The sequence below is a fragment of the unidentified bacterial endosymbiont genome (genome assembly GCF_918797525.1).
Classification (GTDB): Bacteria; Pseudomonadota; Gammaproteobacteria; order Enterobacterales; family Enterobacteriaceae; genus Enterobacter.
The window spans coordinates 2,891,397-2,917,864 of sequence record NZ_OU963893.1 but is presented as its reverse complement, the minus strand read 5'-3'; the positions used below and the strand labels follow the sequence as shown (position 1 = coordinate 2,917,864).

At 54.2% G+C, this 26,468-nt stretch carries 24 protein-coding genes and 2 pseudogenes; 15 read left to right on the top strand and 11 right to left on the bottom strand.

Translation table 11 applies throughout. From position 1 onward, the window contains the following. Positions 1-23 precede the first annotated feature (23 nt). From ruvC to NL510_RS13895, 4 genes and pseudogenes are all read left to right on the top strand, one after another. Positions 24-545, top strand: coding sequence for a crossover junction endodeoxyribonuclease RuvC (gene ruvC / locus NL510_RS13910; RefSeq protein ID WP_253377729.1), 522 nt, complete (start codon positions 24-26; stop codon positions 543-545). 79 nt (positions 546-624) lie between these two features. Continuing rightward, positions 625-1,236 carry a Holliday junction branch migration protein RuvA gene (gene ruvA, locus NL510_RS13905; RefSeq protein WP_253377728.1) on the top strand — a complete coding sequence of 204 codons (612 nt, stop codon included), beginning with the start codon at positions 625-627 and terminating at the stop codon, positions 1,234-1,236. An 8-nt stretch (positions 1,237-1,244) separates the two neighbouring features. Further along, a pseudogene (gene ruvB / locus NL510_RS13900) lies at positions 1,245-2,256 on the top strand (Holliday junction branch migration DNA helicase RuvB). A gap of 164 nt (positions 2,257-2,420) precedes the next feature. After that, positions 2,421-2,873, top strand: a complete 453-nt coding sequence (locus NL510_RS13895; RefSeq protein ID WP_253377727.1) for a hypothetical protein — start codon at positions 2,421-2,423, stop codon at positions 2,871-2,873. 138 nt (positions 2,874-3,011) lie between these two features. Here the strand turns inward: NL510_RS13895 and znuB are convergent, their stop codons facing one another. Both znuB and znuC read right to left on the bottom strand, forming a co-directional pair. Next, a complete protein-coding gene (znuB, locus tag NL510_RS13890) occupies positions 3,012-3,800 on the bottom strand; it encodes a zinc ABC transporter permease subunit ZnuB (protein WP_253377726.1) in 789 nt (262 codons plus the stop codon). Continuing rightward, complete coding sequence (znuC, locus tag NL510_RS13885) at positions 3,797-4,552, bottom strand: zinc ABC transporter ATP-binding protein ZnuC (protein ID WP_253377725.1); 756 nt, start codon at positions 4,550-4,552, stop codon at positions 3,797-3,799. The genes znuB and znuC overlap by 4 nt, the downstream gene beginning before the upstream one ends. Positions 4,553-4,629: 77 nt before the next feature. Here znuC and znuA point away from each other — a divergent pair, with 77 nt between their 5' ends. The 3 genes and pseudogenes from znuA (at position 4,630) to lpxM (ending at position 8,001) form a co-directional block, all read left to right on the top strand. Then, a complete protein-coding gene (znuA, locus tag NL510_RS13880) occupies positions 4,630-5,574 on the top strand; it encodes a zinc ABC transporter substrate-binding protein ZnuA (protein ID WP_253377724.1) in 945 nt (314 codons plus the stop codon). A gap of 15 nt (positions 5,575-5,589) precedes the next feature. Further along, positions 5,590-6,909 carry a murein DD-endopeptidase MepM gene (mepM, locus tag NL510_RS13875; RefSeq protein WP_253377723.1) on the top strand — a complete coding sequence of 440 codons (1,320 nt, stop codon included), beginning with the start codon at positions 5,590-5,592 and terminating at the stop codon, positions 6,907-6,909. A gap of 119 nt (positions 6,910-7,028) precedes the next feature. Continuing rightward, positions 7,029-8,001 (top strand): annotated as a pseudogene (gene lpxM, locus NL510_RS13870) (lauroyl-Kdo(2)-lipid IV(A) myristoyltransferase). Between the two features lie 59 nt (positions 8,002-8,060). Here lpxM and pyk read toward each other — a convergent pair. Together pyk and NL510_RS13860 are read right to left on the bottom strand one after the other, a co-directional pair. Continuing rightward, positions 8,061-9,503, bottom strand: coding sequence for a pyruvate kinase (gene pyk / locus NL510_RS13865; protein WP_253377722.1), 1,443 nt, complete (start codon positions 9,501-9,503; stop codon positions 8,061-8,063). A 114-nt stretch (positions 9,504-9,617) separates the two neighbouring features. After that, positions 9,618-10,487 carry a MurR/RpiR family transcriptional regulator gene (locus NL510_RS13860; protein ID WP_253384920.1) on the bottom strand — a complete coding sequence of 290 codons (870 nt, stop codon included), beginning with the start codon at positions 10,485-10,487 and terminating at the stop codon, positions 9,618-9,620. Positions 10,488-10,842: 355 nt separating this feature from the next. Between NL510_RS13860 and zwf the strand changes: the two genes are divergently transcribed. The 3 genes from zwf to NL510_RS13845 all read left to right on the top strand — a co-directional run bounded on the left by zwf (position 10,843) and on the right by NL510_RS13845 (position 15,045). After that, entirely contained in the window at positions 10,843-12,318 is a 1,476-nt protein-coding gene (zwf, locus tag NL510_RS13855; RefSeq protein WP_253377721.1) for a glucose-6-phosphate dehydrogenase, read from the top strand. 234 nt (positions 12,319-12,552) lie between these two features. After that, on the top strand, positions 12,553-14,364 hold the full coding sequence (edd, locus tag NL510_RS13850; RefSeq protein WP_253377720.1) for a phosphogluconate dehydratase: 1,812 nt from the start codon (positions 12,553-12,555) through the stop codon (positions 14,362-14,364). A 39-nt stretch (positions 14,365-14,403) separates the two neighbouring features. Continuing rightward, positions 14,404-15,045: a bifunctional 4-hydroxy-2-oxoglutarate aldolase/2-dehydro-3-deoxy-phosphogluconate aldolase gene (locus NL510_RS13845; protein WP_253377719.1), complete on the top strand. Its 642-nt coding sequence runs from the start codon at positions 14,404-14,406 to the stop codon at positions 15,043-15,045. A gap of 40 nt (positions 15,046-15,085) precedes the next feature. On the opposite strand, the gene purT is transcribed toward NL510_RS13845, so the two are convergent. After that, positions 15,086-16,264 (bottom strand): formate-dependent phosphoribosylglycinamide formyltransferase, encoded by a 1,179-nt coding sequence (gene purT, locus NL510_RS13840; protein ID WP_253377718.1) that lies wholly within the window; start codon positions 16,262-16,264, stop codon positions 15,086-15,088. 173 nt (positions 16,265-16,437) lie between these two features. Here purT and NL510_RS13835 point away from each other — a divergent pair, with 173 nt between their 5' ends. Together NL510_RS13835 and ptrB are read left to right on the top strand one after the other, a co-directional pair. After that, complete coding sequence (locus tag NL510_RS13835; RefSeq protein ID WP_253377716.1) at positions 16,438-17,097, top strand: tellurite resistance TerB family protein; 660 nt, start codon at positions 16,438-16,440, stop codon at positions 17,095-17,097. 85 nt (positions 17,098-17,182) lie between these two features. Then, positions 17,183-19,243 (top strand): oligopeptidase B, encoded by a 2,061-nt coding sequence (gene ptrB / locus NL510_RS13830; protein ID WP_253377715.1) that lies wholly within the window; start codon positions 17,183-17,185, stop codon positions 19,241-19,243. On the opposite strand, the gene exoX is transcribed toward ptrB, so the two are convergent. The 3 genes from exoX to NL510_RS13815 form a co-directional block, all read right to left on the bottom strand. Next, positions 19,240-19,902, bottom strand: coding sequence for an exodeoxyribonuclease X (gene exoX / locus NL510_RS13825; protein ID WP_253377714.1), 663 nt, complete (start codon positions 19,900-19,902; stop codon positions 19,240-19,242). The genes ptrB and exoX overlap by 4 nt on opposite strands. Positions 19,903-19,926: 24 nt before the next feature. Then, positions 19,927-20,577 carry a nitrilase-related carbon-nitrogen hydrolase gene (locus NL510_RS13820; protein WP_253377713.1) on the bottom strand — a complete coding sequence of 217 codons (651 nt, stop codon included), beginning with the start codon at positions 20,575-20,577 and terminating at the stop codon, positions 19,927-19,929. Positions 20,578-20,688: 111 nt separating this feature from the next. Continuing rightward, on the bottom strand, positions 20,689-20,919 hold the full coding sequence (locus NL510_RS13815) for a DNA polymerase III subunit theta (RefSeq protein ID WP_253377711.1): 231 nt from the start codon (positions 20,917-20,919) through the stop codon (positions 20,689-20,691). Positions 20,920-21,056: 137 nt separating this feature from the next. Between NL510_RS13815 and yobA the strand changes: the two genes are divergently transcribed. Genes yobA through NL510_RS13800 form a run of 3 tightly spaced genes read left to right on the top strand, consistent with a single transcriptional unit; the run spans position 21,057 to position 22,654 of the window. After that, the gene (gene yobA, locus NL510_RS13810) at positions 21,057-21,428 is read left to right on the top strand and encodes a CopC domain-containing protein YobA (RefSeq protein WP_253377709.1); all 372 of its coding nucleotides are present in this window, start codon (positions 21,057-21,059) and stop codon (positions 21,426-21,428) included. Between the two features lies 1 nt (position 21,429). Further along, the gene (copD, locus tag NL510_RS13805) at positions 21,430-22,299 is read left to right on the top strand and encodes a copper homeostasis membrane protein CopD (protein ID WP_253377700.1); all 870 of its coding nucleotides are present in this window, start codon (positions 21,430-21,432) and stop codon (positions 22,297-22,299) included. Positions 22,300-22,315: 16 nt separating this feature from the next. Continuing rightward, a complete protein-coding gene (locus NL510_RS13800) occupies positions 22,316-22,654 on the top strand; it encodes a YebY family protein (protein ID WP_253377698.1) in 339 nt (112 codons plus the stop codon). Between the two features lie 657 nt (positions 22,655-23,311). On the opposite strand, the gene NL510_RS13795 is transcribed toward NL510_RS13800, so the two are convergent. From NL510_RS13795 to rsmF, 3 genes are all read right to left on the bottom strand, one after another. Continuing rightward, entirely contained in the window at positions 23,312-24,274 is a 963-nt protein-coding gene (locus tag NL510_RS13795; RefSeq protein ID WP_253377696.1) for a VirK/YbjX family protein, read from the bottom strand. Between the two features lie 334 nt (positions 24,275-24,608). Then, positions 24,609-24,848, bottom strand: a complete 240-nt coding sequence (locus NL510_RS13790; RefSeq protein ID WP_253377694.1) for a YebV family protein — start codon at positions 24,846-24,848, stop codon at positions 24,609-24,611. A 103-nt stretch (positions 24,849-24,951) separates the two neighbouring features. Beyond that, entirely contained in the window at positions 24,952-26,394 is a 1,443-nt protein-coding gene (gene rsmF, locus NL510_RS13785; RefSeq protein WP_436298283.1) for a 16S rRNA (cytosine(1407)-C(5))-methyltransferase RsmF, read from the bottom strand. Positions 26,395-26,468: the final 74 nt, after the last annotated feature.

Sequence of the window (26,468 nt, the reverse complement as noted above, 5' to 3'; positions counted from 1 at the left end):
GAACCGTTTACGGGAGATGCGTGATGTCGATTATCCTCGGGATTGACCCCGGCTCACGCGTCACCGGTTATGGCGTTATCCGTCAGGTGGGGCGCCAGTTAACCTACCTCGGCAGTGGCTGTATCCGCACTAAAGTTGACGATTTGCCCTCGCGCCTGAAGCTTATTTATGCGGGCGTGTCGGAGATAATCACCCAGTTTCAGCCTGATTATTTTGCCATTGAGCAGGTCTTTATGGCGAAGAACGCTGATTCTGCATTGAAACTCGGTCAGGCGCGCGGCGTGGCGATTGTTGCCGCCGTGAACCAGAAACTGCCGGTATTCGAATATGCGGCGCGACAGGTTAAGCAGACGGTGGTGGGGATCGGCAGCGCCGAGAAAAGCCAGGTGCAGCACATGGTGCGTACGCTGCTTAAGCTTGCGGCCAACCCGCAGGCCGATGCCGCCGATGCGCTGGCCATTGCCATAACCCACTGTCATGTTAGTCAGAACGCGATGCAAATGAGCGAGTCGCGGCTCAATCTGGCGCGAGGCAGGTTACGATAATCACAAATCAGGCTGGATGTTTATCCAGCCTTTTTTTATTATGTCGGAAGTCAAATTCTTCAGAACGCAGGAGCGTCATGTGATAGGCAGACTCAGAGGCATCATCATTGAAAAACAACCCCCGTTAGTGCTGCTGGAAGTGGGGGGGGTGGGCTATGAAGTCCATATGCCAATGACCTGCTTCTATGAACTCCCGGACGCGGGAAAAGAGGCGACTGTTTTCACCCAGTTCGTGGTGCGGGAAGATGCCCAGTTGCTGTACGGCTTCAATAACAAACAGGAGCGCACCCTGTTCCGGGAGTTGATTAAAACTAACGGCGTAGGGCCAAAACTGGCGCTGGCCATTCTGTCCGGCATGTCTGCGCCGCAGTTCGTCAACGCCGTTGAGCGCGAAGATCCGGCTGCGCTGATTAAACTGCCGGGCATTGGCAAGAAAACGGCCGAGCGTTTGATTGTCGAAATGAAAGATCGCTTTAAGGGTCTGCATGGCGATCTGTTTACCCCAGCAGCCGATCTGGTGCTGACCTCCCCGGGTGCGCCAGAGGCGGAAGACGCCGAACAGGAAGCGGTTGCCGCACTGGTGGCCCTGGGCTATAAACCTCAGGAGGCCAGCCGTATGGTGAGCAAAGTTGCCAAAGCGGGTGCCAGCAGTGAAACCCTGATTCGTGAAGCGCTACGCGCTGCATTGTGAGGTAAAGGATGATTGAAGCAGACCGCCTGGTTTCGGCAGGCAATATTCAGGCAGATGATGTGGTGGACCGTGCGATCCGCCCGAAATTGCTTGATGAGTATATCGGCCAGCCGCAGGTTGCGTTCCCAGATGGAGATTTTCATCCAGGCGGCAAAACTGCGCGGCGATGCCCTCGATCACCTGTTGATTTTCGGCCCCCCGGGCTTAGGAAAAACGACGCTGGCGAACATTGTTGCCAATGAAATGGGCGTCAACCTGCGAACCACCTCTGGCCCGGTACTGGAAAAGGCCGGTGACCTGGCGGCGATGCTGACCAATCTTGAACCGCATGATGTGCTGTTTATCGATGAGATCCATCGTCTGTCACCGGTCGTGGAAGAGGTACTCTACCCGGCGATGGAAGACTATCAGCTGGATATCATGATTGGCGAAGGCCCGGCTGCCCGCTCTATTAAGATCGATCTGCCGCCGTTTACCCTGATTGGCGCCACCACGCGTGCCGGGTCGCTGACTTCGCCTCTGCGCGACCGCTTTGGGATAGTGCAGCGTCTGGAGTTTTATCAGGTGGCGGATCTTCAACATATTGTCGGTCGCAGCGCACGCTACATGGGGCTTGAGATGAGTGACGAAGGGGCGTTTGAAGTGGCAAAGCGTTCCCGTGGTACCCCGCGTATAGCTAACCGTCTGCTACGCCGCGTCCGTGACTTTGCCGAAGTGAAGCACGATGGCACCATCTCGTTAGAGATTGCCGCCCAGGCGCTGGATATGCTGAACGTCGATGCAGAGGGCTTTGATTACATGGACCGTAAGCTTCTGCTGGCATTACTGGATAAATTCTTCGGCGGTCCGGTAGGGCTGGATAACCTGGCAGCGGCGATCGGCGAAGAGCGTGAAACCATTGAGGATGTGCTGGAACCCTATTTGATTCAGCAAGGTTTTCTACAACGTACCCCGCGTGGACGTATGGCGACAGTGCGTGCGTGGAATCATTTCGGCATCATGCCGCCAGAGATGCCGTAATGATGAGCTGGCGGGATGTTAAATTCCGCCTGCGACGCTGACCAATTATTGTCTCATCAGATTTATCATCAATATCATTTTATATAACTCGCTCATTTGTGATGAATTTCTGGCGCACTACTCATGCTATAAAATAATTTCACTAACACATGAGGAGTATTAAAATGAAACCAATGACAGTTCTATCTATTGCCGCTCTGACGATGGCGGCTATATCTGGCGTAGCGAATGCCGCTATTTCCGAAACCCAGAAATGGAATATGGTAAATGAAAAACTTGAAAATACCAGTAACGGACAAAAATTATGTATGACTGGTGTTGCTTTCGAGCAGGCAACGATGCAAGTATGTGGTTCTAATCCAGGTACGCAGAATATTCGTGAGGTCACTTTCGCTGTGAATGGGGCATTGCGACTGGATGCACATCCAGATTATAGTTACTCACCATTAAACGGTAAAATTTATATTCGCGAATATAATCAATTTGAGGGTAATTGGGACCATGTTAACGGACAGATGAAAAAACTTGATTCCGATGGTGTTGTCAAGTGTCTTGATATTGAAGGCGGTAAAAACGTGCCTGGCGCCAAATTGTATTTAGCAACTTGTAGCAAATAATAAATAAGCACCGATGATTTCATCGGTGCTTATTTACGTGTGCGCCCGTTATGGGCGCACTCATGCGGGTGTAAGTCCCGCCATGAGGTGAATCACAGCACATGAAGCGCAACCCCCATGGTGGTGGTAATCGCTCATTTAGGCATTCGGTTGTTTTTTCAACATACTGAAAATAAACAGCAGTGCAGCGCAAAGCACGACGGATGGACCTGCCGGTGTGTCATAGCACGCCGAGAAGGTTAGCCCGCCGGTAACGGCAATCATCCCAATCCCGACCGCAATTCCCGCCATCTGCTCCGGTGTCCGTGCGAAACGACGTGCCGTCGCGGCAGGAATGATCAGTAATGATGTAATAATCAGCGCCCCCACAAATTTCATCGCCACGCCGATGGTTAACGCCGTGACCAGCATCAGCAGGAGCTTCACCCGCTGCAGCTTCACGCCGTCCACAAACGCCAGATCCGGGCTGACGGTCATCGCCAGTAAATTCCGCCATTGCCACAGCAAAATAGCGAGCACCACCACCACCCCGATGGCAATGGATATCAGATCGGCTGGCGTCACGGCTAACAGGTCGCCAAAGAGATAAGCCATGAGATCGACGCGGATGTTGGACATCAGGCTCACAACCACCAGGCCCAGCGACAGGGCGCTGTGCGCCATAATGCCAAGCAGCGTATCGATGGCGAGGTGAGGGCGTTTTTCCAGCCAGACCAGCCCGGCGGCTAGCAGCAGCGTAACCACAATCACCGCATAGAATGGGTTTACGTTTAGCAACAAGCCAAAGGCCACGCCCAACAGTGAAGCATGGGCCAGGGTATCACCGAAATAGGACATTCTGCGCCACACCACGAACGAGCCAAGAGGACCTGCGGCGCAGGCGAGCATAATCCCGGCCAGCCAGCCGGGCAGTAATAATTCAATCATGAGTGTCCATTTCCCCGACGCAGGACAATTCGTCCCTGCGAATCATGGCGGTGATTATGATTATGGCGATAGATGCCCAGCTGTTCAGCGCCACGATGGCCAAACATAGAGATAAATTCCGGGTGCATTGACACCACTTCCGGGGTGCCGGAACAGCAGATGTGATGGTTCAGACAAAGCACTTCGTCGGTTTTCGCCATCACCAGGTGCAGGTCATGGGACACCATCAGTACCGCGCAGCTTAGCTCCCGGCGTAGCTGGTCGATCAGGTCATACAGCGCAACCTGCCCGTTAACATCCACACCCTGTGTGGGTTCATCGAGCACCAGCAGTTGAGGATGGCTAAGGAGCGCACGGGCGAGTAAAACGCGCTGGGTTTCGCCGCCCGAGAGTTTCTGTAACGGCGCGTCCATCAGGTGACCCGCCTGGACGCGTTTTAATGCCGGCAGAATATCGGCTTTACGCGTGCCGGGGCGCAGACGGAGAAAGCGGCTGACGGTTAGGGGCAGCGTGGCATCAAGATGTAATTTTTGCGGCACATAGCCGATACGCAGTTTTTCCTGACGTTTGATCGTCCCTTCATCAGGTGCTACCAGACCCAGTACCACCCGCACCAGGGTGGATTTACCGGCACCGTTAGGACCAAGCAGCGTCAGAATTTTGCCGGGCTTCAGATCCAGTGACACGTCAGAGAGGATGCGGCGCTGGCCGAAAGAGACCGAAATATTGTCGAGAGAAACTAAAGTTGTCATGTCATTTTCAGCTTGCAGAAGTCAACGAATGTTATAATATCACATTTCAACCACACGTTACGATGATTAGTCGCATTATGTTACAGAAAAATACGCTTCTTTTCGCAGCATTATCCGCTGCCCTTTGGGGAACGACAGCACAAGATGTTAACGCTGCCGTTGTCGCTTCGCTAAAACCGCTCGGCTTCATCGCTTCTGCCATTGCAGATGGCGTCACAGAGACCCAGGTTCTGCTGCCCGATGGCGCCTCAGAACATGGCTACTCTTTGCGTCCGTCTGACGTAAAACGCATTAAAAACGCGGACTTACTTGTCTGGATTGGTCCGGAGATGGAAGCGTTTATGCAGAAGTCGGCAAAACAGGTCCCGCCCGAGAAAAAGGTAACTATAGCCGAACTGTCAGATGTTAAACCCCTGTTGATGAAAGGGGCTGACAACGACGGTGATGAGCACGGTCACGACACGGCTGGCGGCAAAAAAGGTGATGACCATCACCATCATGGCGAGTACAACTTGCATCTTTGGCTCTCCCCAGAGATAGCGCGGTTGTCGGCGGTTGCAATCCACGACAAATTAGTGGAACTTATGCCGGAAAGTCGAGCCAAACTTGACGCCAACCTGAAAGATTTTGAGGCACAACTCGCCGCAACCGATAAGCAGGTAGGTAACGAGCTCGCACCGTTGAAAGGAAAAGGGTATTTCGTTTTTCATGACGCCTACGGCTATTACGAAAAACATTACGGCTTGACCCCGCTGGGGCACTTTACCGTTAACCCGGAAATTCAGCCTGGTGCGCAGCGTTTACATGAAATCAGAACACAGTTGGTTGAGCAAAAAGCGACCTGCGTTTTTGCTGAGCCACAGTTCAGGCCAGCGGTCGTAGAAGCCGTGGCCAGGGGAACATCCGTGCGCATGGGTACCCTTGACCCGCTAGGAACGAATATCCAGTTGAGCAAAGCGAGCTATTCGCAGTTCCTCAGCCAACTGGCGAACCAGTATGCGAGCTGCCTGAAAGGAGATTAACGAGGAAGTGAATACGTGCAACAGATAGCCCGCTCTGTCGCCCTGGCATTTAACAATCTGCCTCGACCCCATCGCGTTATGCTGGGGTCGCTTACAGTTCTCACTTTAGCGGTCGCCGTCTGGCGACCCTATGTTTACCATCCGAGTTCTGCCCCTGTCATTAAAACAATCGAGCTTGAGAAGAGCGAAATCCGTTCTTTGCTGCCCGAAGCCAGTGAGCCTATCGACCAGGCTGCTCAGGAAGATGAAGCCATTCCCCAGGATGAGCTGGACGATAAAATCCAGAATGAAACGGGTATCCATGAATATGTCGTCTCTACGGGCGATACGCTGAGTAGCGTATTAAACCAGTACGGAATCGACATGGGCAATATCAGCAAGCTTGCGGCAGCGGACAAAGAGCTGCGTAACCTTAAAATTGGTCAACAGCTCTCCTGGACATTGACTGCCGATGGCGATTTACAGCGCCTGACCTGGGAGATGTCCCGTCGCGAAACGCGCACTTACGATCGCACTGCAAACGGTTTTAAAATGACCAGTGAATTGCAGCAGGGCGACTGGGTAAATAGCGTGATGAAGGGCACCGTTGGCGGAAGTTTTGTTTCTGCTGCGCGCGACGCGGGCCTGACCAGCGCGGAAATCAGCTCGGTTATCAAAGCCATGCAGTGGCAGATGGACTTCCGCAAATTGAAGAAAGGCGATGAGTTCTCCGTGCTGATGTCCCGTGAAATGCTGGACGGTAAACGTGAGCAGAGCCAGCTGATTGGCGTTCGTCTACGTTCTGGTGGCAAAGACTATTACGCTATTCGCGCGGAAGATGGCAAATTCTATGACCGCAGCGGTACCGGGCTTGCGAAAGGTTTCCTGCGCTTCCCTACGGCCAAGCAGTTCCGTGTTTCGTCGAACTTCAATCCGCGTCGTCTGAACCCGGTTACCGGCCGCGTTGCGCCACACCGTGGCGTTGATTTTGCGATGCCGCAGGGCACGCCGGTTCTGGCCGTCGGTGACGGGGAAGTGGTCGTCGCGAAACGCAGCGGCGCGGCAGGGTATTATGTGGCAATCCGTCACGGTCGTACCTACACCACCCGCTATATGCACCTGCGTAAGCTGCTGGTGAAGCCGGGCCAAAAAGTGAAGCGTGGCGATCGTATTGCGCTCTCGGGTAATACCGGCCGTTCGACCGGGCCGCACCTTCACTACGAAGTCTGGATCAACCAGCAGGCGGTCAATCCGCTCACGGCGAAACTGCCGCGTACCGAAGGGTTGACCGGTAAAGATCGTACCGATTATCTGGCGCAGGTTAAAGAGGTCATACCGCAACTGCGTTTCGACTAAGCCATTCCTTTTGTTAAAAAGCCGGCGTCCGTATGCGCCGGCTTTTTCTTTTGTACGTGGGCGCCTGCATCGTTACACTATCTGAATAAATTTTTGCGTCACCAGACCCTGGAACCAGCATGGAACCTAAAAAAAACAATATTGAATACATCCCTGAGTTTGAAAAATCATTCCGTCACCCGCGTCACTGGGGCGCCTGGCTTGGCGTGTATGCTTTTTCCGGTATCGCGTTGCTGCCTGCCTCCGTGCGTGATCCCATTTTGGGGAAGTTAGGCCGCCTGGCCGGTCGACTGGGCAAAAGCGCCCGGCGACGCGCACAAATTAACCTCTATTACTGCTTCCCCGAAAAGAGCGACGCCGAGCGCGAAGCGATTATTGATGCGATGTACACTACCGCGCCGCAGGCAATGGCGATGATGGCTGAACTGGCGCTGAAAGGGCCGGATAAGATCCTTAACCGCGTGGACTGGAAAGGTCTCGACATTATTGACGAGATGCGCCGCAATGATGAAAACGTCATTTTTCTGGTTCCGCACGGCTGGGGAGTGGATATTCCCGCCATGCTCATGGCGTCCCAGGGCCAGAAGATGGCGGCGATGTTCCATAATCAGGGGAACAAAATTTATGACTTTGTATGGAATACCGTGCGTCGCCGCTTTGGTGGACGCTTACACGCCCGAAATGACGGGATCAAACCCTTTATTCAGTCCGTTCGTCAGGGCTACTGGGGCTACTATCTGCCGGATCAAGACCACGGTCCTGAACACAGCGAATTTGTTGATTTCTTCGCCACCTACAAAGCGACGTTGCCTGCGATTGGCCGTCTGATGAAAGTGTGTCGCGCCCGCGTGATCCCGCTTTTTTCCGGTCTATGATGGCAAAACGCATCGCCTGAGCATAGAGATTCGCCCGCCGATGGACGATCTGCTTACTGCAGATGATAATACCATCGCGCGGCGTATGAACGAAGAGGTGGAGCTGCTGGTGGAGCCGCATACCGAACAGTACACGTGGATACTGAAATTGCTTAAAACGCGCAAGCCTGGCGAAAAAGAGCCGTATCAGCGTAAAGAGCTTTTCCCGAAGAAATAAAAAAACCTTACTGTAACCCTCTCCCGAAAGAGGAGAGGGTATCGCACAGTTAGCCGTTATTATTCGACCGTTAAGATACGCGTGGTATTGGTCGATCCGATGGTGCTCATCACGTCGCCCTGGGTGACGATGACGATATCACCGGACACCAGATAGCCTTTGTCGCGCAGCAGATTAACGGCATCGTGCGCTGCGGCAACGCCATCGCTGGTGCTGTCGAAATGCACTGGCGTCACGCCGCGATACAGCGCGGTCAGGTTAAGCGTACGCTCGTGACGGGACATGGCAAAAATGGGCAAACCGGAACTGATACGCGAGGTCATCAGTGCGGTACGGCCAGATTCGGTCATGGTGATAATCGCCGTAACGCCCTTCAGGTGGTTAGCGGCATACATTGCGGACATCGCAATGGCCTCTTCCACGTTGTCGAACTGAATATCCAGACGGTGTTTAGAGACGTTGATGCTGGGGATCTTCTCTGCGCCCAGGCACACGCGAGCCATCGCGGCAACGGTTTCCGCCGGATATTGACCTGCCGCGGTTTCCGCTGACAGCATCACCGCATCGGTACCGTCGAGAACGGCGTTTGCCACGTCCATAACTTCTGCACGGGTAGGCATTGGGTTTGTGATCATCGACTCCATCATCTGGGTCGCGGTGATCACCGAGCGGTTCAGCTGGCGCGCACGACGGATCAGGGCTTTCTGGATGCCGACCAGTTCAGGATCGCCAATTTCCACACCCAGATCGCCACGGGCGACCATCACCACGTCAGATGCCAGAATCACATCATCCATCGCGTCCTGATCGCAAACCGCTTCAGCACGTTCAACTTTGGCGACAATTTTCGCATCGCAACCTGCATCGCGAGCCAGGCGGCGGGCATAGTTCAAATCTTCGCCGCAGCGCGGGAAGGAGACGGCCAGGTAGTCAACGCCAATCTGTGCGGCGGTGACAATATCCGCTTTGTCTTTTTCGGTCAGCGCTTCGGCAGAGAGGCCGCCGCCGAGTTTGTTGATCCCTTTGTTGTTAGAAAGCGGGCCACCGACGGTCACTTCGGTGAAGACTTTCATTCCCTGCACTTCCAGCACCTTCAACTGCACGCGTCCATCGTCAAGCAGCAGGATATCACCTGGAACAACGTCAGCCGGCAAACCTTTATAGTCGATACCAACTTTCTCTTTATCGCCTTCACCTTTGCTCAGGTTGGCATCAAGCAGGAATTTATCACCAATATTGAGGAAAACTTTACCCTCTTTGAAGGTCGATACGCGAATTTTTGGGCCCTGGAGGTCACCCAGGATGGCAACATGACGGCCAAGTTTAGCCGCGATCTCCCGCACTTTATCGGCGCGTAATTTATGGTCTTCTGGCGTACCGTGAGAGAAGTTCATACGCACCACGTTGGCACCGGCGGCGATAATCTTTTCAAGGTTATTATCGCGATCGGTGGCCGGGCCTAAGGTGGTTACTATCTTGGTTCTGCGAAGCCTTCTGGACATGTAATACTCCGTTGACTGAAACAACTTTGGTGTTGCGTGAACAATGAATCGGTCTTCATCTGCGGCAAGGCAACAGCGAGGGGACCGAATGCCGTAAGTCGTACATCTTCGTTATTAGGGTATATCGCTCTTTATAAGCAATTCTTTATCAAAACGCGATTCCTTCAGCGCTTCCTTGACCCGCTTCAAGTTATCTCTGAATTTTGCCCCCCGACGCAGGGTAAAACCGGTCGCCAGCACGTCTATGACCGTCAACTGGGCCAGACGGGAGACCATCGGCATATACATATCGGTGTCTTCCGGCACGTCAAGGGTGATTGCCAGAGTGGCTTCCCGCGCCAGCGGCGTGCCTGCCGTGGTGAGGGCAATGACCATGGCATCGTTTTCACGCGCCAGTTGGGCCAGTTCCACCTGACTTTTGGTGCGTCCCGTATGGGAAATCAGGACCACGACGTCATCCTCGCCACAATTCATACAGCTCATGCGTTGCAGCACAATGTCATCGGAATAAATAACCGGGACGTTAAAACGGAAAAATTTATTCATCGCGTCGTGCGCCACGGCGGCAGACGAGCCGAGGCCGAAGAAGGCGATGCGTTTTGCCTGAGTCAGTAGATCAACCGCCCGGTTCACCGCACTCATATCCAGCGACTGACGAACGTGGTCAAGCGTTGCCATGGCCGACTCAAATATTTTCGCCGTGTATGCATCAACGCTGTCGTCTTCATCCACATTGCGATTAACATAGGGGGTGCCATTTGCCAGACTTTGTGCCAGATGCAGTTTAAAATCCGGGAAGCCGCGGGTTTCCAGGCTGCGGCAGAATCGATTTACCGTCGGTTCGCTGACGCCTGATTCCAGCGCCAGAGCGGCGATGCTTGAGTGAATCGCCTGAGCGGGCGAGGCGAGAATAACGTCGGCCACTTTTCGCTCGGATTTGCTAAGGTGTTCCAGTTGAAACTGGATTTTTTCCAGCATGTTCATGGTTAACAAGGCGCTCATGGGAAGAGAATCGATTTCAAAACGATGAAATCTTCATTCGATTTAGCCGATATTACCCGGGTGACTTACCTAAAGGGTAACAGTCGACACGAAATGTTGTTGTTTTTTTTCATTACTTGATCGATGTCCGGTTTTATCGCAGCCCGTGAGTTCAAAGAATCAACGCTTTGGGATGTATTGCCGAACCAGAAGGGCCAGACGCGTGAAAAATCGCGGTATCGCACGTGAGGTTAAGCGCTAATGGTTTCGGGAATGACGTAAAAGCAGTACAGTGCATTGTAATAAAATTACAACGATACCTGGCAGAAGCACCAGGTTTCCAACTGAGGAGAATGACATGGCGGTAACGCAAACAGCCCAGGCATGTGACCTGGTCATTTTCGGCGCGAAAGGCGATCTTGCACGCCGTAAATTGCTGCCTTCCCTGTATCAACTGGAGAAAGCGGGTCAACTTCATCCGGATACCCGTATCCTGGGTGTAGGGCGCGCCGACTGGGACAAGGACGCTTATACCAAAATCGTGCGCGAGGCGCTCGAGACTTTCATGAAAGAGAAAGTGGATGAAAGTTTATGGGATACGCTGAGCGGACGCCTCGATTTCTGCAACCTCGACGTAAACGACGTAAGCGCGTTTAAGGGGCTGGGTGACATGCTGGATCAGAAAAACCGCGTCACCATTAACTATTTCGCTATGCCGCCAAGCACCTTCGGCGCCATTTGCAAAGGTCTGGGCGAAGCGAAGCTGAATGCCAAACCTGCTCGCGTGGTGATGGAAAAACCGCTGGGTACATCCCTTGCAACCTCGCGTGAAATTAATGATCAGGTGGGCGAATACTTTGAAGAGTGCCAGGTATACCGTATCGACCACTATTTGGGTAAAGAGACAGTACTAAACCTGCTGGCGCTGCGTTTTGCAAACTCCCTGTTCGTGAATAACTGGGACAACCGCACCATCGACCACGTGGAAATCACCGTGGCGGAAGAGGTAGGGATCGAAGGTCGCTGGGGTTACTTTGACCAGGCCGGTCAGATGCGCGACATGATCCAGAACCACCTGCTGCAGGTCCTGTGTATGATTGCGATGTCACCTCCGTCGGATCTGACGGCTGACAGTATTCGTGACGCAAAAGTGAAAGTCCTGAAGTCGCTTCGCCGCATCGATCGCTCAAACGTGCGTGAGAAGACCGTGCGCGGGCAGTACACGGCCGGGTTTGCGCAGGGTAAAAAAGTCCCTGGCTACCTGGAAGAAGAGGGCGCCAACAAAACCAGTAATACGGAAACCTTTGTCGCGATCCGCGTGGATATCGATGACTGGCGCTGGGCGGGTGTGCCGTTCTATCTGCGTACTGGTAAGCGTCTGCCAGCCAAATGCTCTGAAGTGGTGGTCTATTTCAAAAACCCTGAACTGAACCTGTTCAAAGAGTCCTGGCAGGAGCTGCCGCAAAACAAACTGACCATCCGTCTGCAGCCGGACGAAGGGGTGGATATCCAGATCCTGAATAAAGTGCCAGGACTTGATCACAAACATAACCTGCAGACCACCAAGCTGGATCTGAGCTACTCCGAAACCTTCAATCAGACGCACCTGGCCGATGCTTATGAGCGTCTGCTGCTGGAAACCATGCGCGGTATTCAGGCGCTGTTTGTACGCCGCGACGAAGTTGAAGAGGCGTGGAAATGGGTCGATTCCATTACTGAAGCCTGGGCCGCCGATCAGGATGCGCCGAAACCGTATCAGGCCGGGACCTGGGGACCCGTCGCGTCTGTGGCGATGATCACCCGCGATGGCCGCTCCTGGAACGAGTTTGAGTAAAATAATCGCCTGGCCCAAAGCTGTTATTTTACCGGTAACATGATCTAACACAGAGAGTGGCGCATTTTTTAGTCTTTTACGCCCCGCGTGGATTCACCTGCGGGGCTTTTTTTATTACACTGCCGGAAGCGATTTTGCCCCTGCGCTCCGGAAATCAAGCGTTTCAGCGTTGTTAACAACTGCAAAAGACTTTGTAAACTCCCGAGCCCGGACAGATTAATTAGAGGAGCTTTTATGAATCCGACATTGTTACGCGTAACAAAACGCATCGCGGAGCGCTCGAAAGAGACCCGTTCTGCCTACCTCGCCCGTATCGAACAGGCGAAGAGCGAGACCGTCCACCGCTCTCAGCTGGCCTGTGGCAATCTGGCTCATGGCTTTGCCGCCTGCCAGCCTGGCGATAAAGACGCGCTGAAAAGCATGTTGCGTAACAATATCGCCATTATTACCTCCTACAACGACATGCTCTCTGCGCACCAGCCGTATGAAGCCTATCCCGACATTATCCGTAAAGCGCTGCACAGCGTAAATGCAGTGGGGCAGGTTGCGGGCTGCGTACCGGCCATGTGTGACGGCGTGACCCAGGGGCAGGACGGCATGGAGTTGTCGCTACTTAGCCGTGAAGTGATTGCGATGTCTGCGGCGGTGGGGCTTTCGCACAATATGTTTGATGGCACGCTGTACCTCGGCGTTTGCGACAAAATCGTCCCGGGCCTGGCGATGGCTGCACTGTCGTTTGGTCATCTGCCTGCGATTTTCATGCCATCAGGCCCGATGGCAAGCGGCCTGCCGAACAAAGAAAAGGTACGTATCCGTCAGTTGTACGCCGAGGGCAAAGCGGATCGTCAGGCGCTTCTCGAAGCGGAAGCTGCGTCTTACCACGCACCCGGCACCTGTACCTTCTACGGTACCGCCAACACTAACCAGATGGTGGTGGAATTTATGGGAATGCAGCTTCCCGGCTCGTCCTTTATCCAACCGGACGCGCCGCTGCGCCAGGCATTGACCGAAGCCGCCGCCTGTCAGGTGACGCGACTAACCGGTAACGGGAATGCGTGGATGCCGCTGGGCAAAATGGTCGACGAGAAGGTTGTCGTCAACGGCATCGTCGCGCTGCTGGCAACCGGAGGGTCAACCAACCACACCATGCATCTGGTGGCGATGGCGCGCGCGGCGGGCATCCTGATCAACTGGGACGATTTTTCCGACATCTCTGACGTGGTACCGCTGATGGCCCGTCTGTACCCGAACGGCCCGGCAGATATCAACCACTTCCAGGCTGCGGGTGGCGTACCGGTGCTGATGCGTGAACTGCTGAAAGGCGGCCTGTTGCATGAAGACGTGAACACAGTGGCGGGCTTTGGCCTGCAGCGCTACACCCTGGAGCCGTGGCTGAACAACGGCGAGCTGGACTGGCGTGAAGGGGCAGAAACCACTCTGGACGCGCAGGTTATTGCCCCTTTTGACCAACCCTTCTCACGCCACGGCGGTACCAAAGTGCTGAGCGGAAATCTTGGTCGCGCGGTCATGAAAACTTCTGCCGTGCCGGAGGAGAATCAGGTTATCGAAGCGCCCGCGGTGGTTTTTGAAAGCCAGCACGACGTTTTGCCTGCCTTTAATGCCGGTCTGCTCGAGAAGGATTGCGTGGTTGTGGTGCGTCACCAGGGACCGAAGGCGAATGGGATGCCAGAATTGCATAAACTAATGCCGCCACTTGGTGTATTATTGGACCGCCGTTTCAAAATTGCGTTAGTGACCGATGGACGCCTCTCAGGGGCTTCAGGTAAAGTACCTTCTGCCATTCATGTGACCCCAGAAGCTTACGATGGCGGCCTGCTGGCGAAAGTCCGTGATGGCGATATCATTCGTGTCAACGGCCAGACCGGGGAGCTAAGCCTGCTGGTAGATGAAGCGCAACTGGCGGCCCGTGAGCCACATATTCCTGACCTGAGCGCGTCGCGCGTGGGCACCGGACGCGAAATGTTTGGTGCGCTGCGTGAGAAACTTTCTGGCGCGGAGCAGGGTGCAACCTGTATTACGTTTTAAGACGACTTGATTTTAACGATCTGGCGAGAGAAAACTCTGATGAAAAACTGGAAAACAAGTGCAGAAGCAATCCTGACCACTGGCCCTGTTGTGCCGGTTATCGTGGTAAACAAACTGGAACACGCTGTACCGATGGCGAAAGCGCTGGTTGCCGGCGGGGTTCGCGTGCTGGAAGTAACCCTGCGTACCGCCTGCGCGATTGACGCCATTCGCGCTATCGCAAAAGACGTCCCGGACGCCATTATCGGCGCGGGTACTGTCCTGAACCCACAACAGCTCGCTGAAGTGACCGAAGCCGGTGCGCAGTTTGCCATCAGCCCGGGCCTGACTGAGCCTCTGCTCAACGCGGCTACGCAAGGCACCATCCCACTGATCCCGGGTATCAGCACCGTCTCTGAACTGATGCTGGGCATGGACTACGGCCTGAAAGCGTTTAAATTCTTCCCGGCAGAAGCCAACGGCGGCACCAAAGCGCTGCAGGCGATTGCAGGCCCCTTCGCCCAGGTTCGCTTCTGCCCGACCGGCGGCATCTCTCCGGCGAACTACCGTGACTACCTGGCGCTGAAAAGCGTGCTGTGCATTGGGGGGTCCTGGCTGGTGCCGGCGGATGCGCTGGAAGCGGGTGACTGGGATCGCATCACCAGACTGGCTCGCGAAGCCGTTGAAGGTGCGCGCGAGTAATCACTACCCGCATAAAAAACGGGCCATCTGGCCCGTTGTTTTAGCCTGCGACCTTCACACTCGCAGCGGCTGTTTTCGCTCTTGCTACGGCATCATCAATGTTATCGCCGATGGCTAACGCCACGCCAAGACGACGGGAACCGTCGATGTCTGGTTTACCAAACAACCGCAGCTGCAAACCTGTCCCCACGGCCCCTTCCAGCTTATCAAAGGTGACGTTTTGGCTGGTCAGTTGCGGCAGGATCACCGCCGAGGCTGCCGGGCCGTACTGGCGAACGCCGCCTACAGGCAGGCTGAGGAAAGCGCGCACGTGCAGGGCAAATTCGGAGAGATCTTGCGAAATCAGCGTCACCATGCCGGTATCGTGCGGGCGCGGTGAGACTTCACTGAAAATCACCTCATCGCCGCAAACAAACAGTTCCACGCCAAACACGCCGTAACCGCCCAGCGCCAGCACCGTTTTGCGGGCAATTTCCTGCGCCCGCGCCCGCGCCAGCGCGCTCATCTGCTGTGGCTGCCAGGATTCACGGTAATCACCGTCTTCCTGACGATGACCAATCGGGTCGCAGAAATGGATGCCATCCACGGCGCTGACGGTCAGCAGGGTTATCTCAAAATCAAATTTCACCACCCCTTCAACAATCACGCGGCCCGCACCGGCACGCCCTCCCTGTTGGGCATAATCCCAGGCGGCGTCCAGAGCGGTACTGTCGCGGATAAAGGATTGTCCTTTGCCAGATGAACTCATTACCGGCTTAATGATGCACGGGTAGCCAATCTCCTGGACAGCCTGCAGGAAGGCGGCTTTATCGCCCGCAAAGCGGTAGCGTGAGGTGGGTAAATCCAGCGTTTCTGCTGCCAGGCGGCGGATACCTTCCCGGTTCATGGTAAGCTTCGCGGCGTTGGCGCACGGCACCACGCGCTGGCCTTCCTGCTCAAGGGCAATCAGCGTATCGGTGGCGATGGCTTCAATTTCCGGCACCACGAAGTCAGGTTTTTCCCGGGTTATCAGCTCGCGCAGGGCATCGCCATCCAGCATGTTGATGACATAAGCGCGGTGAGCGACGTGCATGGCGGGTGCGTTGGGGTACCGGTCTACGGCAATTACTTCAACGCCTAAGCGCTGGCACTCAATGGCAACCTCTTTACCCAGCTCACCCGAACCTAGCAGCATCACGCGCGTGGCTGCAGGACGCAGCGCAGTTCCTAAAAGAGTCATAGTTTTCCCTCTAAAAAAGTTGGGTGCAGTATAAACGTAAACGTTTGCGTCTGTCTTGCGCAGGAGATAGCGGGCCGGGGCAAAAATTTGCGCTTCTTTAGCCCAGCCAGACATTTCCTGACGCCGGTTAGCTTACTCTGTAAAGTCTATTTCACCGTTAAGTGAGGGAAAACATGTCTGGCTGGTTAAATCAATTGCAATCAATGCTGGGGCAGAAGGGATCTGCTTCATCTTCTTCCGGCGACCAGGGGCTAAGCAAGCTGCTGGTACCGGGAGCACTCGGTGGGCTGGCAGGTTTGCTGGTGGCGAATAAATCCTCCCGCAAGCTGTTGGCAAAATACGGCACCGGCGCGCTACTCGCTGGCGGCGGTGCGGTTGCAGGCACTGTGCTTTGGAACAAATACAAAGATAAAGTCCGCACCGCGCACCGCGATGAACCCCATTATGGCGAACATACTTCGCCGTTAGACCTGCGTACGGAGCGGCTGATCCGCGCTCTGGTATTTGCGGCAAAAAGTGACGGACACATCGACGATAAAGAGCGAGAGGCAATTGAACAGCAGCTTCGTGAAGGCGGCGTTGAGCAGCAGGGCAGGGCGCTGGTGGCACAGGCCATCGAACAGCCGTTGGATCCACAGCGTCTGGCGCAGAGCGTGCAGAACGAAGAAGAGGCGCTTGAGCTCTATTTTCTAAGCTGTGCCGCTATCGATATCGATCACTTTATGGAGCGCAGTTACCTCAACGCCCTGGGCGATGCGCTGAAAATCCCACAGGATGTCCGGGATGGCATTGAGCAGGATATTAGAGAGCAAAAACTGGCGCTACAGGGCTAACTTTTCCTCGGGCAGTCACGTTTCGCTTGCATCATGCGTGGGTTTTGCCACCCTTATAGGGTGTAAAACTTAAAAGTACAACGCTATGCCACCAAAAGCCCGACGTACTCCATATGCGATAACTACGCATGGCGATACGCGTATAGACCACTATTACTGGCTGCGGGACGATACGCGCTCGCAGCCTGATGTGCTCGACTATCTGCATCAGGAAAATGCCTATGGTCACAAGGTCATGTCCAGCCAGCAGGCGCTTCAGGACCAGTTACTGGCCGAAATGGTTCAACGCGTTCCCCAGCGCGACATCTCTGCGCCCTGGACCAAAAACGGCTATCGCTATCGCCACATTTATGAACCCGGAAATGAATATCCCATCTATCAGCGACAGTCGGTGTTAAACGCCGAGTGGGACGACTGGGACGTTCTGCTGGATGCCAATAAACGTGCCGCCCACAGTGAATTCTATACCCTGGGCGGCATGTCAGTTTCTCCGGATAACGCCATCATGGCGCTGGCAGAGGATTATCTCTCCCGTCGCCAGTACGGGTTACGTTTTCGCAATCTCGACACGGGGAATTGGTATCCGGAGATGCTGGAGAATGTCTCCCCGGATTTCATCTGGGCGAATGATTCTGAAACGGTCTACTACGTAAAAAAACATGCCTCGACGCTCCTGCCTTATCAGGTCTGGCGTCATACTGTCGGTACCGCTTCCGGTGATGATGAACTGGTGTATGAAGAGAAAGATGAGACGTTTTACGTAAGCCTGCATAAAACCTCCTCTCGTCACTATGTCATTATCTCTCTCGCCAGTGCGACAACCTCGGAAGTTCTGCTGCTGGACGCTGAACTGCCCGATGCGCAGCCACTCTGTTTCCTGCCACGGCGTAAGGATCATGAATACAGCCTCGATCACTTCCAGCACAGCTTTTACCTGCGCTCTAACCGCGAAGGCAAAAACTTTGGCCTGTACAAAACCAAAGTGCGTGACGAACGCAAATGGGAGGTATTAATACCCGCGCGCGATCAGGTGATGCTTGAAGGATTCACGCTCTTTACCGACTGGCTGGTGGTGGAAGAGCGCCAGCGGGGACTCACCAGCATTCGTCAGATCAACCGTAAAACGCGGGAGGCGGTCGGGATTGCTTTCGACGATCCGGCTTATGTGACGTGGATAAGCTTTAACCCTGAGCCGGAATCATCGCGGCTGCGTTACGGCTATTCCTCGATGACGACGCCGGATACCCTGTTTGAACTGGATATGAACACCGGGCAGCGCCAGGTTATCAAACAGGCCGAAGTGAGCGGATTTGACGCGGAAAAATACCGCAGTGAACACCTGTGGATAACCGCCCGTGACGGCACAGAAGTGCCGGTATCGCTGGTCTACCGCGAGGAATATTTTCGCAAAGGAAACAATCCGCTGCTGGTTTATGGCTATGGATCGTACGGCTCCAGCATGGACGCCGATTTTAGCAGTAGCAGATTGAGCCTTCTCGATCGTGGATTCGTGTTCGCCATCGCCCATATTCGCGGCGGAGGCGAGCTGGGCCAGCACTGGTATGAAGACGGTAAATTCCTGAAAAAGAAAAACAGCTTCAACGACTACCTCGACGTGTGCGATGCGCTGGTAGAACAAGGTTATGGCGATCCGCTGCTCTGTTTTGGCATGGGCGGAAGCGCAGGCGGAATGCTTATGGGCGCGGTCATCAATCAGCGCCCCGATCGTTTCAAAGGCGTGGTGGCGCAGGTGCCGTTTGTGGACGTGGTGACGACAATGCTCGATGAGTCCATTCCGCTGACAACCGGGGAGTTTGAGGAGTGGGGTAATCCTCAGGATGAGGTCTATTATCGCTACATGAAAGAGTACAGCCCGTACGATAACGTGGACGCTAAAGCGTATCCGCATCTGCTGGTGACGACCGGACTGCATGATTCGCAAGTGCAGTACTGGGAGCCGGCGAAATGGGTGGCAAAACTGCGTGAACTGAAAACCGACGACAATCTCCTGCTGTTGTGTACCGACATGGATTCCGGGCACGGGGGGAAATCGGGACGGTTCAAATCATACGAGGGGGTGGCGCTGGAATACGCCTTCCTGATTGGCCTGGCACAGGATACGCTGCCAGGCCGTGCGGAACGTTAAGCGTCACCCAGGTAGTGCTTAAGGGTTAAGCGAAGCTCAGGGCTCATTTTATCAAGGTTGTTATACAACCAGCGGAGATAGCCCGGATCTTTATCGGCGATTTCGGACACAGCTTTGCCGCGGTATTTACCAAAGGTAAAGGTGGTCAACAGCGTAGGGCGTCCGGTAACCGTCAACATATCCTCCGGCGTCCAGCCGGAGGTGTTCATAATATCAATCAGCAGCGCCGCGGTGATATAACAGTCATACAGCGCGCGGTGATGATGCAGTCCCGCTGGCGTCCTCACGCTGAGTTTGCGGGATTTGTACAGCGCCATGTTACTGTACTTAATTCCGGGCCACAGGCGACGCGCCAGCTTCATGGTGCAGATCCACTCCCCGGGCATTTCCGGCAACACCCGGCGGTCAAAGCTGGCGTTATGGGCAACATACCACGGGCTGCCGTAGTAGTTTGGAATGATTTCTTCTATCCAGGGCTTGTCCGCGACCATCGATTCCGTAATCCGGTGGATAGCCATTGCCTGCGGGCTTATCGGGCGATCGGGACGCACCAGGTGGCTCATAGGGTTAACTATTTTTCCGTCGATAACGTCGACAGAGGCTACTTCCACTATTCCGCCCTGAAGATCGCAAGTTTCGGTATCGATGACGCGCAGCATTGATCGCTCCTGACCATAAAACGCCTAGCCTAAAGGAATGATTTCGCCTTGCCAACCCTGTCGACCCAGAGAGCCGGTCAATAATAGCTCGCCATTGTCGGCGCGAACGATCAACTGGCCCTTTTCATCCCATAACGCGCTCCCGCTACAGGCATTGGCCATAAGCACCGCAATGGCATACCGGTGTGCGAAACGCTGTAAGCGACTAATAGACTGGCGCCAGCGATTATCGTTCACCGCCTGACAGCTGGTGAACAAGGTGGCTTGCGGATCGATTATGGGGGCATCTGACTGGGTATCGAGGATGGTGAGCTGCTTAACACCCGGGACAAGGCTTGCGCCACGGCCCTGAGGATAACGGCAGATCGTATCGGTATGCGGCGTGAAGAGGGCCAGCCCTTTGTACGTTACGCCGTCCTGAAGTAGCGTAGTACCGGCAATAACGGTGATATTCAGTAACTGTACGGCGTGAAGGAGAGGGGCAAGCTGCCAATCGTCGGGTGGGAGAGGGAGACCCGCCTCGCCAGGACCCGTTAATGAAAGTTCAGGGAAGACCAGTAAATCGCACCCTTGCCGCGCGGCTTCTTCAATGAAGCGCAGATGGTGAGTTACGTGGTTTTCGACGCTTTGGTGCTGCCCGCCATACTGTGCTGCCGCAATAGTCCATCGTGACATCGTGATTTCCTTATACACTGAGGTCGCAGGGGTCTAAGAATACACCTAAATTCTTAAGGCTTTTCTTATCCTGGCACAATCCGCGTAAGGAAGTGTAACTTGTTGTTGAAATTATTTCACTTTGGGTTCGTAGGGCAATCGGGAAAGGTTGAGTGAGGCCAGGCGGTGCGCAATCAAGCGTTCGCGAAACCAGTCGCGCAGGTGGGCAGGTTGTTCCCGTTCAACCGCTTCGGCGACAATAGGCATGTTATAACGCTCTTTAAACGCCACGCCCGCTGCGGCCAGGTCGACATTCACTTTGTCCATTTCGTCCTGAGGAAGGGCGGCCAGATTGATCTTCATTACCTTCTCCTTTTTATGCGGCGGCAACGTTACCGCGATTGCACGATGATGACAAGCGGAGGGCGGAACATCCTCGACTCGTTTATTATACAGAGTTATTCTTTGCAATACAGGCATAGCAAAAAGGAATGATTTTGATGCGATACACCTCTTCCCACATCTTACCCGCACTGGCTTTTCTTATCGCGTCGGCAATGACGCCCGCCGTACTGGCGCATGCACATCTTAAACAGCAAATACCGGCAGCGGACAGCCAGGTGACGGCCCCTGAGTCGCTAACGCTGAATTTTTCAGAAGGCATCGAACCCGGTTTCAGCGGAGTGGTGGTTACGGATGCGCAGCAACAGGTTGTCAAAACCGGCGCCGTGAAACGTGATGAAAAAGATAAGGCTCAGCTTATTGTTCCCCTGGAACAATCCCTGACGAGCGGGACTTATCAGGTGAAATGGCATGTGGTCTCGGTTGATGGTCATAAAACCAAAGGCAGCTACCGCTTTAGCGTGAAATAAGATGCTGGCAACGTCCTGGGTGTTGCTGCGCTTTATTCACTTTGGCGCACTGATGCTGATTTTTGGCAATGCGCTCTACAGCGCCTGGTTGGCGCCTTCTTCCCTGCATCGCCTGATGTCCCGGCGATTCCGGCTCCAGCAAAAGATGGCGACCTTAATCAGCCTGATGACGGCCCTGCTGATGTTTGGCGTGCAGGGGGGATTAATGGCGGATGGCTGGCGCGATGTCATAAGCCCGGACGTCTGGCAAAGCGTACTGGGCACGCGATTCGGTGGCGTCTGGCTGTGGCATATTATTCTGGCACTCCTTACCGCCGGCGTGGCATGGCTCGCGCCGTACAAAAGTTCGCGACTGTTATTGCTGACGATGGGGCAATTTGTTCTGCTGGCGGGGGTAGGCCATGCAGCAATGAATGAAGGTACCCCAGGGGCAATGCAGCGCCTCAATCATGCACTTCACCTGCTATGCGCCGCGACCTGGGCAGGCGGGTTGTTACCGCTGCTGTTTTGCATGCATCTGGCCAGAGGGCACTGGCAGGCGGCGGCGATTTACACCATGATGCGATTCTCTCGGGTGGGGCATTACGCGGTAGCCGGAGTGATCCTGACCGGTATCTTTAATGCCCTTTTCATTCTGGGCCTTGAAGTGCCCTGGCATACAGATTACGGACAACTTCTGTTGTTCAAATGTGCGCTGGTGGCAGTGATGGTGGCAATTGCGCTGACGAATCGGTATTTTCTGGTGCCACGGTTTCGTCCGGACATGGGGCGAGAACAACAGATTTTTATCAGGATGACACAGGCAGAGGTGGTGCTGGGCGCGCTGGTTCTGGCAACAGTCAGTCTGTTTGCAACCTGGGAACCCTTTTGACAAGGTGTAATAGTATATGAAAAAGACAGTACTCTCACTTTTATTGCTGGCCTGCGCGGGTAGCGCGTTTGCAGCGCCACAGGTTATTACCGTCAGCCGTTTTGAAGTGGGTAAGGATAAATGGGCTTTCAATCGCGAAGAGGTGATGCTGACCTGCCGACCAGGCCACGCATTATATGCCATCAACCCCTCCACGCTGGTCCAGTACCCCCTGAACGATATCGCGCAGCAGCAGGTCGACAGCGGTAAGAGCAGCGGACAGCCGATAAGCATCATCCAGATTGACGATCCGGCAAACCCGGGGCAGAAGATGAGCCTGGCACCGTTTATTGCCCGCGCCGACGCGCTCTGCTAGCGTTCTGGTTTCCAATAAAAAAACCGCAGTGGCGTATTAAAGCCCTGCGGTTTTTCACGTTAAATGATGTTCAGACACTTTTTTTCAGGCCGCTTTCGCTGTGGACTGGAAAACCTGGCGTCGTCATCTATTCTTAAAAGGCAAGGCGATTGAGCCTGCATTAATGCCAACTTTTAGCGCACGGCTCTCTCCCAAGAGCCATTTCCCTGGACCGAATACAGGAATCGTGTTCGGTCTCTTTTTATCTTTCTCTTTTCCAGGGATGTTTTGGGTGTTATCCCAAATCCCCCCCGAAATTTACTCGAATAACTCGTATCCTGTCTAAACCATAACATACTCTGTACCGCGCGCGTCCAGCTATTTTTGGGTCAATGTTAAATTTTTGTGGCTGAGTAATCGTCGGGCACATTCCGCTCCTCGCCAGGCTTATGGTTTCATGGTAAGGGGAGCGGGTGCCGGGGATACTGCGTAGATTCGGTGGTAAGAACATCGCGAAGGGACAACATCAAAAATGATTCCCGGCGCGCGTGGCCGAAAAAGTGTTATGAGGCTAAAAAGGCTCCTGGCTTTCCCCTTCAGGATAAGGTTCCCCATCATTCTGGGTTAACGTCGAACTGATACTGCTTCAGGAATTCATTTTTAGAATAAATATCGTGACTAAGGCCGTTTAGCTGAGGTACTCAAAAACGCGTTTACCGCGTTCTCGATTTGATCCAGCAGCGCAAAGCGACGGCGATATTCCGCTCGTTTCTTACTCGCAACCTCTTCCAGAGACTTGCGCGCCGTCTGCAGCGGAAGTTGCCAGCAGAAGGTGGAGAGTTTTTTGCCTTCAAGCGATGACCAGAACTCATCGTAGCTGGCGTGGAAATAACGGCTTTTGCTGAGGCGATAACGCAACGCGCGGAATACGTGGCCTTCATCACTGACGGCGAAGATGGCGCGGATCGTGGTGTGTGCGGCCAGTTGAAGAATCACTTCCATTAATATGCGCTTGGGAAACAGGCCGTGGCAGGCGCGGGTAGCCTGTTTAATCACCTCACGCGACACGTTGCGTCGCGGTCCCTGCAGACCGCCAATCACCAGCACCCGCCGGCCATTGCTGTGAGCGACGCTGAATGTCAGGCTGGCCAGCAGCGTATCTTGCTGGTCGTACAGCCATAACGTGCTTTCACCTTCACGCTCGGCTTTACGGGCCGAGGAGGCTTTGACGGTGTACATCGCCTCGTTTTTTGCCTGAAATTGTACCACAGGCAGTTCTTGCGGGCTGGTCAGGGCATGAGCCAGTCCGGCATCTTTCAGGCCATCAATCCACTGATAGTGGCTGACAATAGCATCCGCGCGGTCGCTGGCATTCAGGCCACGCATCAGATACTGGCGGTGGGTTTTACTGGGCAATGTGATTTGAGAGGCCAGCAGTCTTTCAAAATCATCACGACCGGAAAGGGCTTCCAGCATGCGGTGGGTTGAAGACCAGAACAGAATTGAGCGTAACAGGAATTTCAGACGGTAGTTGCGCTTTTGCCAGATGGGGCCCGGAACGCATTTTCCTGTTACCAGCTCGGAAATGATTGTCGTGCGATGTGGATAAAGCACATCGTGATGCAGTTGTGTATTAGACACGTGTAAACCTCACATATTATTCGCTCCTATTTTAAAGGCTCATTAAAATAGATTAATAGCGCCAACCGCTTTATTTCCGTTTGGTTTATGATTTGTTTGGTTTTGTAAAGAAGTGGTGCTATGTCTAAGGGTGTTAGGGATATAAATTAACATTTTCAATAAGTTATGTGCATTGCATAACGGTCATAATAATCCTGTGAGGATTAACTTAATATCTGTAGTTGGCGATATTGCACTTCAATAAATTTAAGGTTTACAACTGAAATGTGAGCGTAATTATAGGCTAGCCCAGCGGCGGAAATAAATAACCCGCCTTCGGGCGGGTTCTCTTAGGTCAGGCGAGGCGCAAGACCCAGGCATCGGTTTGACTATCGTAGTGCTCGCGGTACAGGACAGAGTGTTCGCCATCAAGAATAGCCGGGACGCTGGTGTCGGCATCCCAGGCATCCAGTTGCATGCACAAATCCGGGTCGGATTTGCAGGGAATACTTAACGTTCGGTCGCCTTGAGCTTCGCCGCGCAGTTCTGCGTCGTCGATTTCAAAAGCGCCAATACGCACGCTGGTTTTCGTCATAATGCTCTCCGGGGTGATATCAAAATCTGGTATGACCAGTACAGCCATCCATTTTTGATCCTAGACAAGGAGAGCAAAATCGCCAGTCAAAAAGTGCGCTTTTTCAGGTGCTGCGATCGTTACCGGTAAACAGGCGACCGTCCCGCACCAATTCGCGTGGGTAACTGTTCTTCAGCCGGGAAGCCACTTTTTTCGCCAGCCCCAGGGGATATCCCTGATACGTCACGACAACTTCATCCTGCGATGGCGGAGTTGCAGGGTAAACGTCGCGGCCACGGTACCACTCTTCGGCTTCATGGTGCGTCAGGGCAAACGTATTTTCATGCCCCGCCAGCGCAATGACGGCTTCGTGCTGCCAGCGATACCCTTTATTGTGAACCTCCGCCAGACGAATACCGATACGGGAAAAACGCACTTTGCCAATGAGCGGCTCAATATTTCGCGGAAACAGCCAAATCTCTTTGTCGCGCATCCAGAGATGCTGACTCTCGTCCCAGACCAGCCCGACCTTACAGGCAGCGGCCTCAACCTGTGCTGCTTCACGACCTTTGAGCTGCGAGAAGGGGAAGTTACCGACTTTAAATTTTGGCGCTGGCAGGGAGGCTATCGCACGGGTCTTACGCAGGCGGGCTACAAAGAAACCTTCGCAGTCATAAATTTGCGGGAAAACGTGCAGGAAGCCCTCGTCTGTGACGGCATCAGCAGCTGAAGGGAACAAGTCGGTGAGTGGCAGGAACTCCACGGCATCCGGATAGTGCGCCTTTAGCCACAGGCAAACCTCTTCGTTTTCATCGCGGTTTAACGTGCAGGTAGAATAGACCAGCGTGCCGCCAGGGCGCAGGGCATGAAAAGCGCTGTCGATCAATTCGCGCTGGGTGGCGGCGATATCGAGATTACTTTCCACTGACCAGTTTTTTAGGGCATCAGGATCTTTACGCACCACGCCTTCACCGGAGCAGGGGGCATCTAGCAGGATGGCGTCAAAGGTTTCCGGTAGCGCTGCGCCAAACACCCGGCCATCGAAGTGCGTCAGGGCAACGTTGCGGATACCGCAGCGGCTGATGTTAGCGTGCAGCACTTTTACGCGGCTGGCCGAAAACTCATTGGCAAGGATCGCGCCGTGATTACCCATCCGTGCAGCAATTTGGGTGGTTTTTGAGCCCGGGGCGGCGGCCATATCCATCACCCTCGCAGGCGCATTGCCGTGTGCGAACAAAGCGGCGACCGGCAGCATTGAGCTGGCTTCCTGAATATAAAACAGACCGCTCAGATGTTCCGCCGTACTTCCCAGCGGCAGCGCCTCCTCGTCATCACGCTCGATCCAAAAACCTTCTGCACACCACGGCACCGGCGAAAGCTGCCAGCGATAGGGGGAAACCAGTTGCAGAAAAGCCTCGACGCTGATTTTTAACGTATTGATGCGTATGCTACGACGCAGCGGACGCTGGCAGGCGGCGATGAAATCGTCAAAGGAGAGATGGGAGGGCATCGTCTCACGCATTTGCGCAAGGAATTGTTCAGGAAGAAAGACGGAATTTTGAGCCACGGGCACACCACAGGGAAAAGTTCAGGTGCGCAGTGTAACATAAAGGCTCCGGCGCGTTGACACCGGAGCCTCAG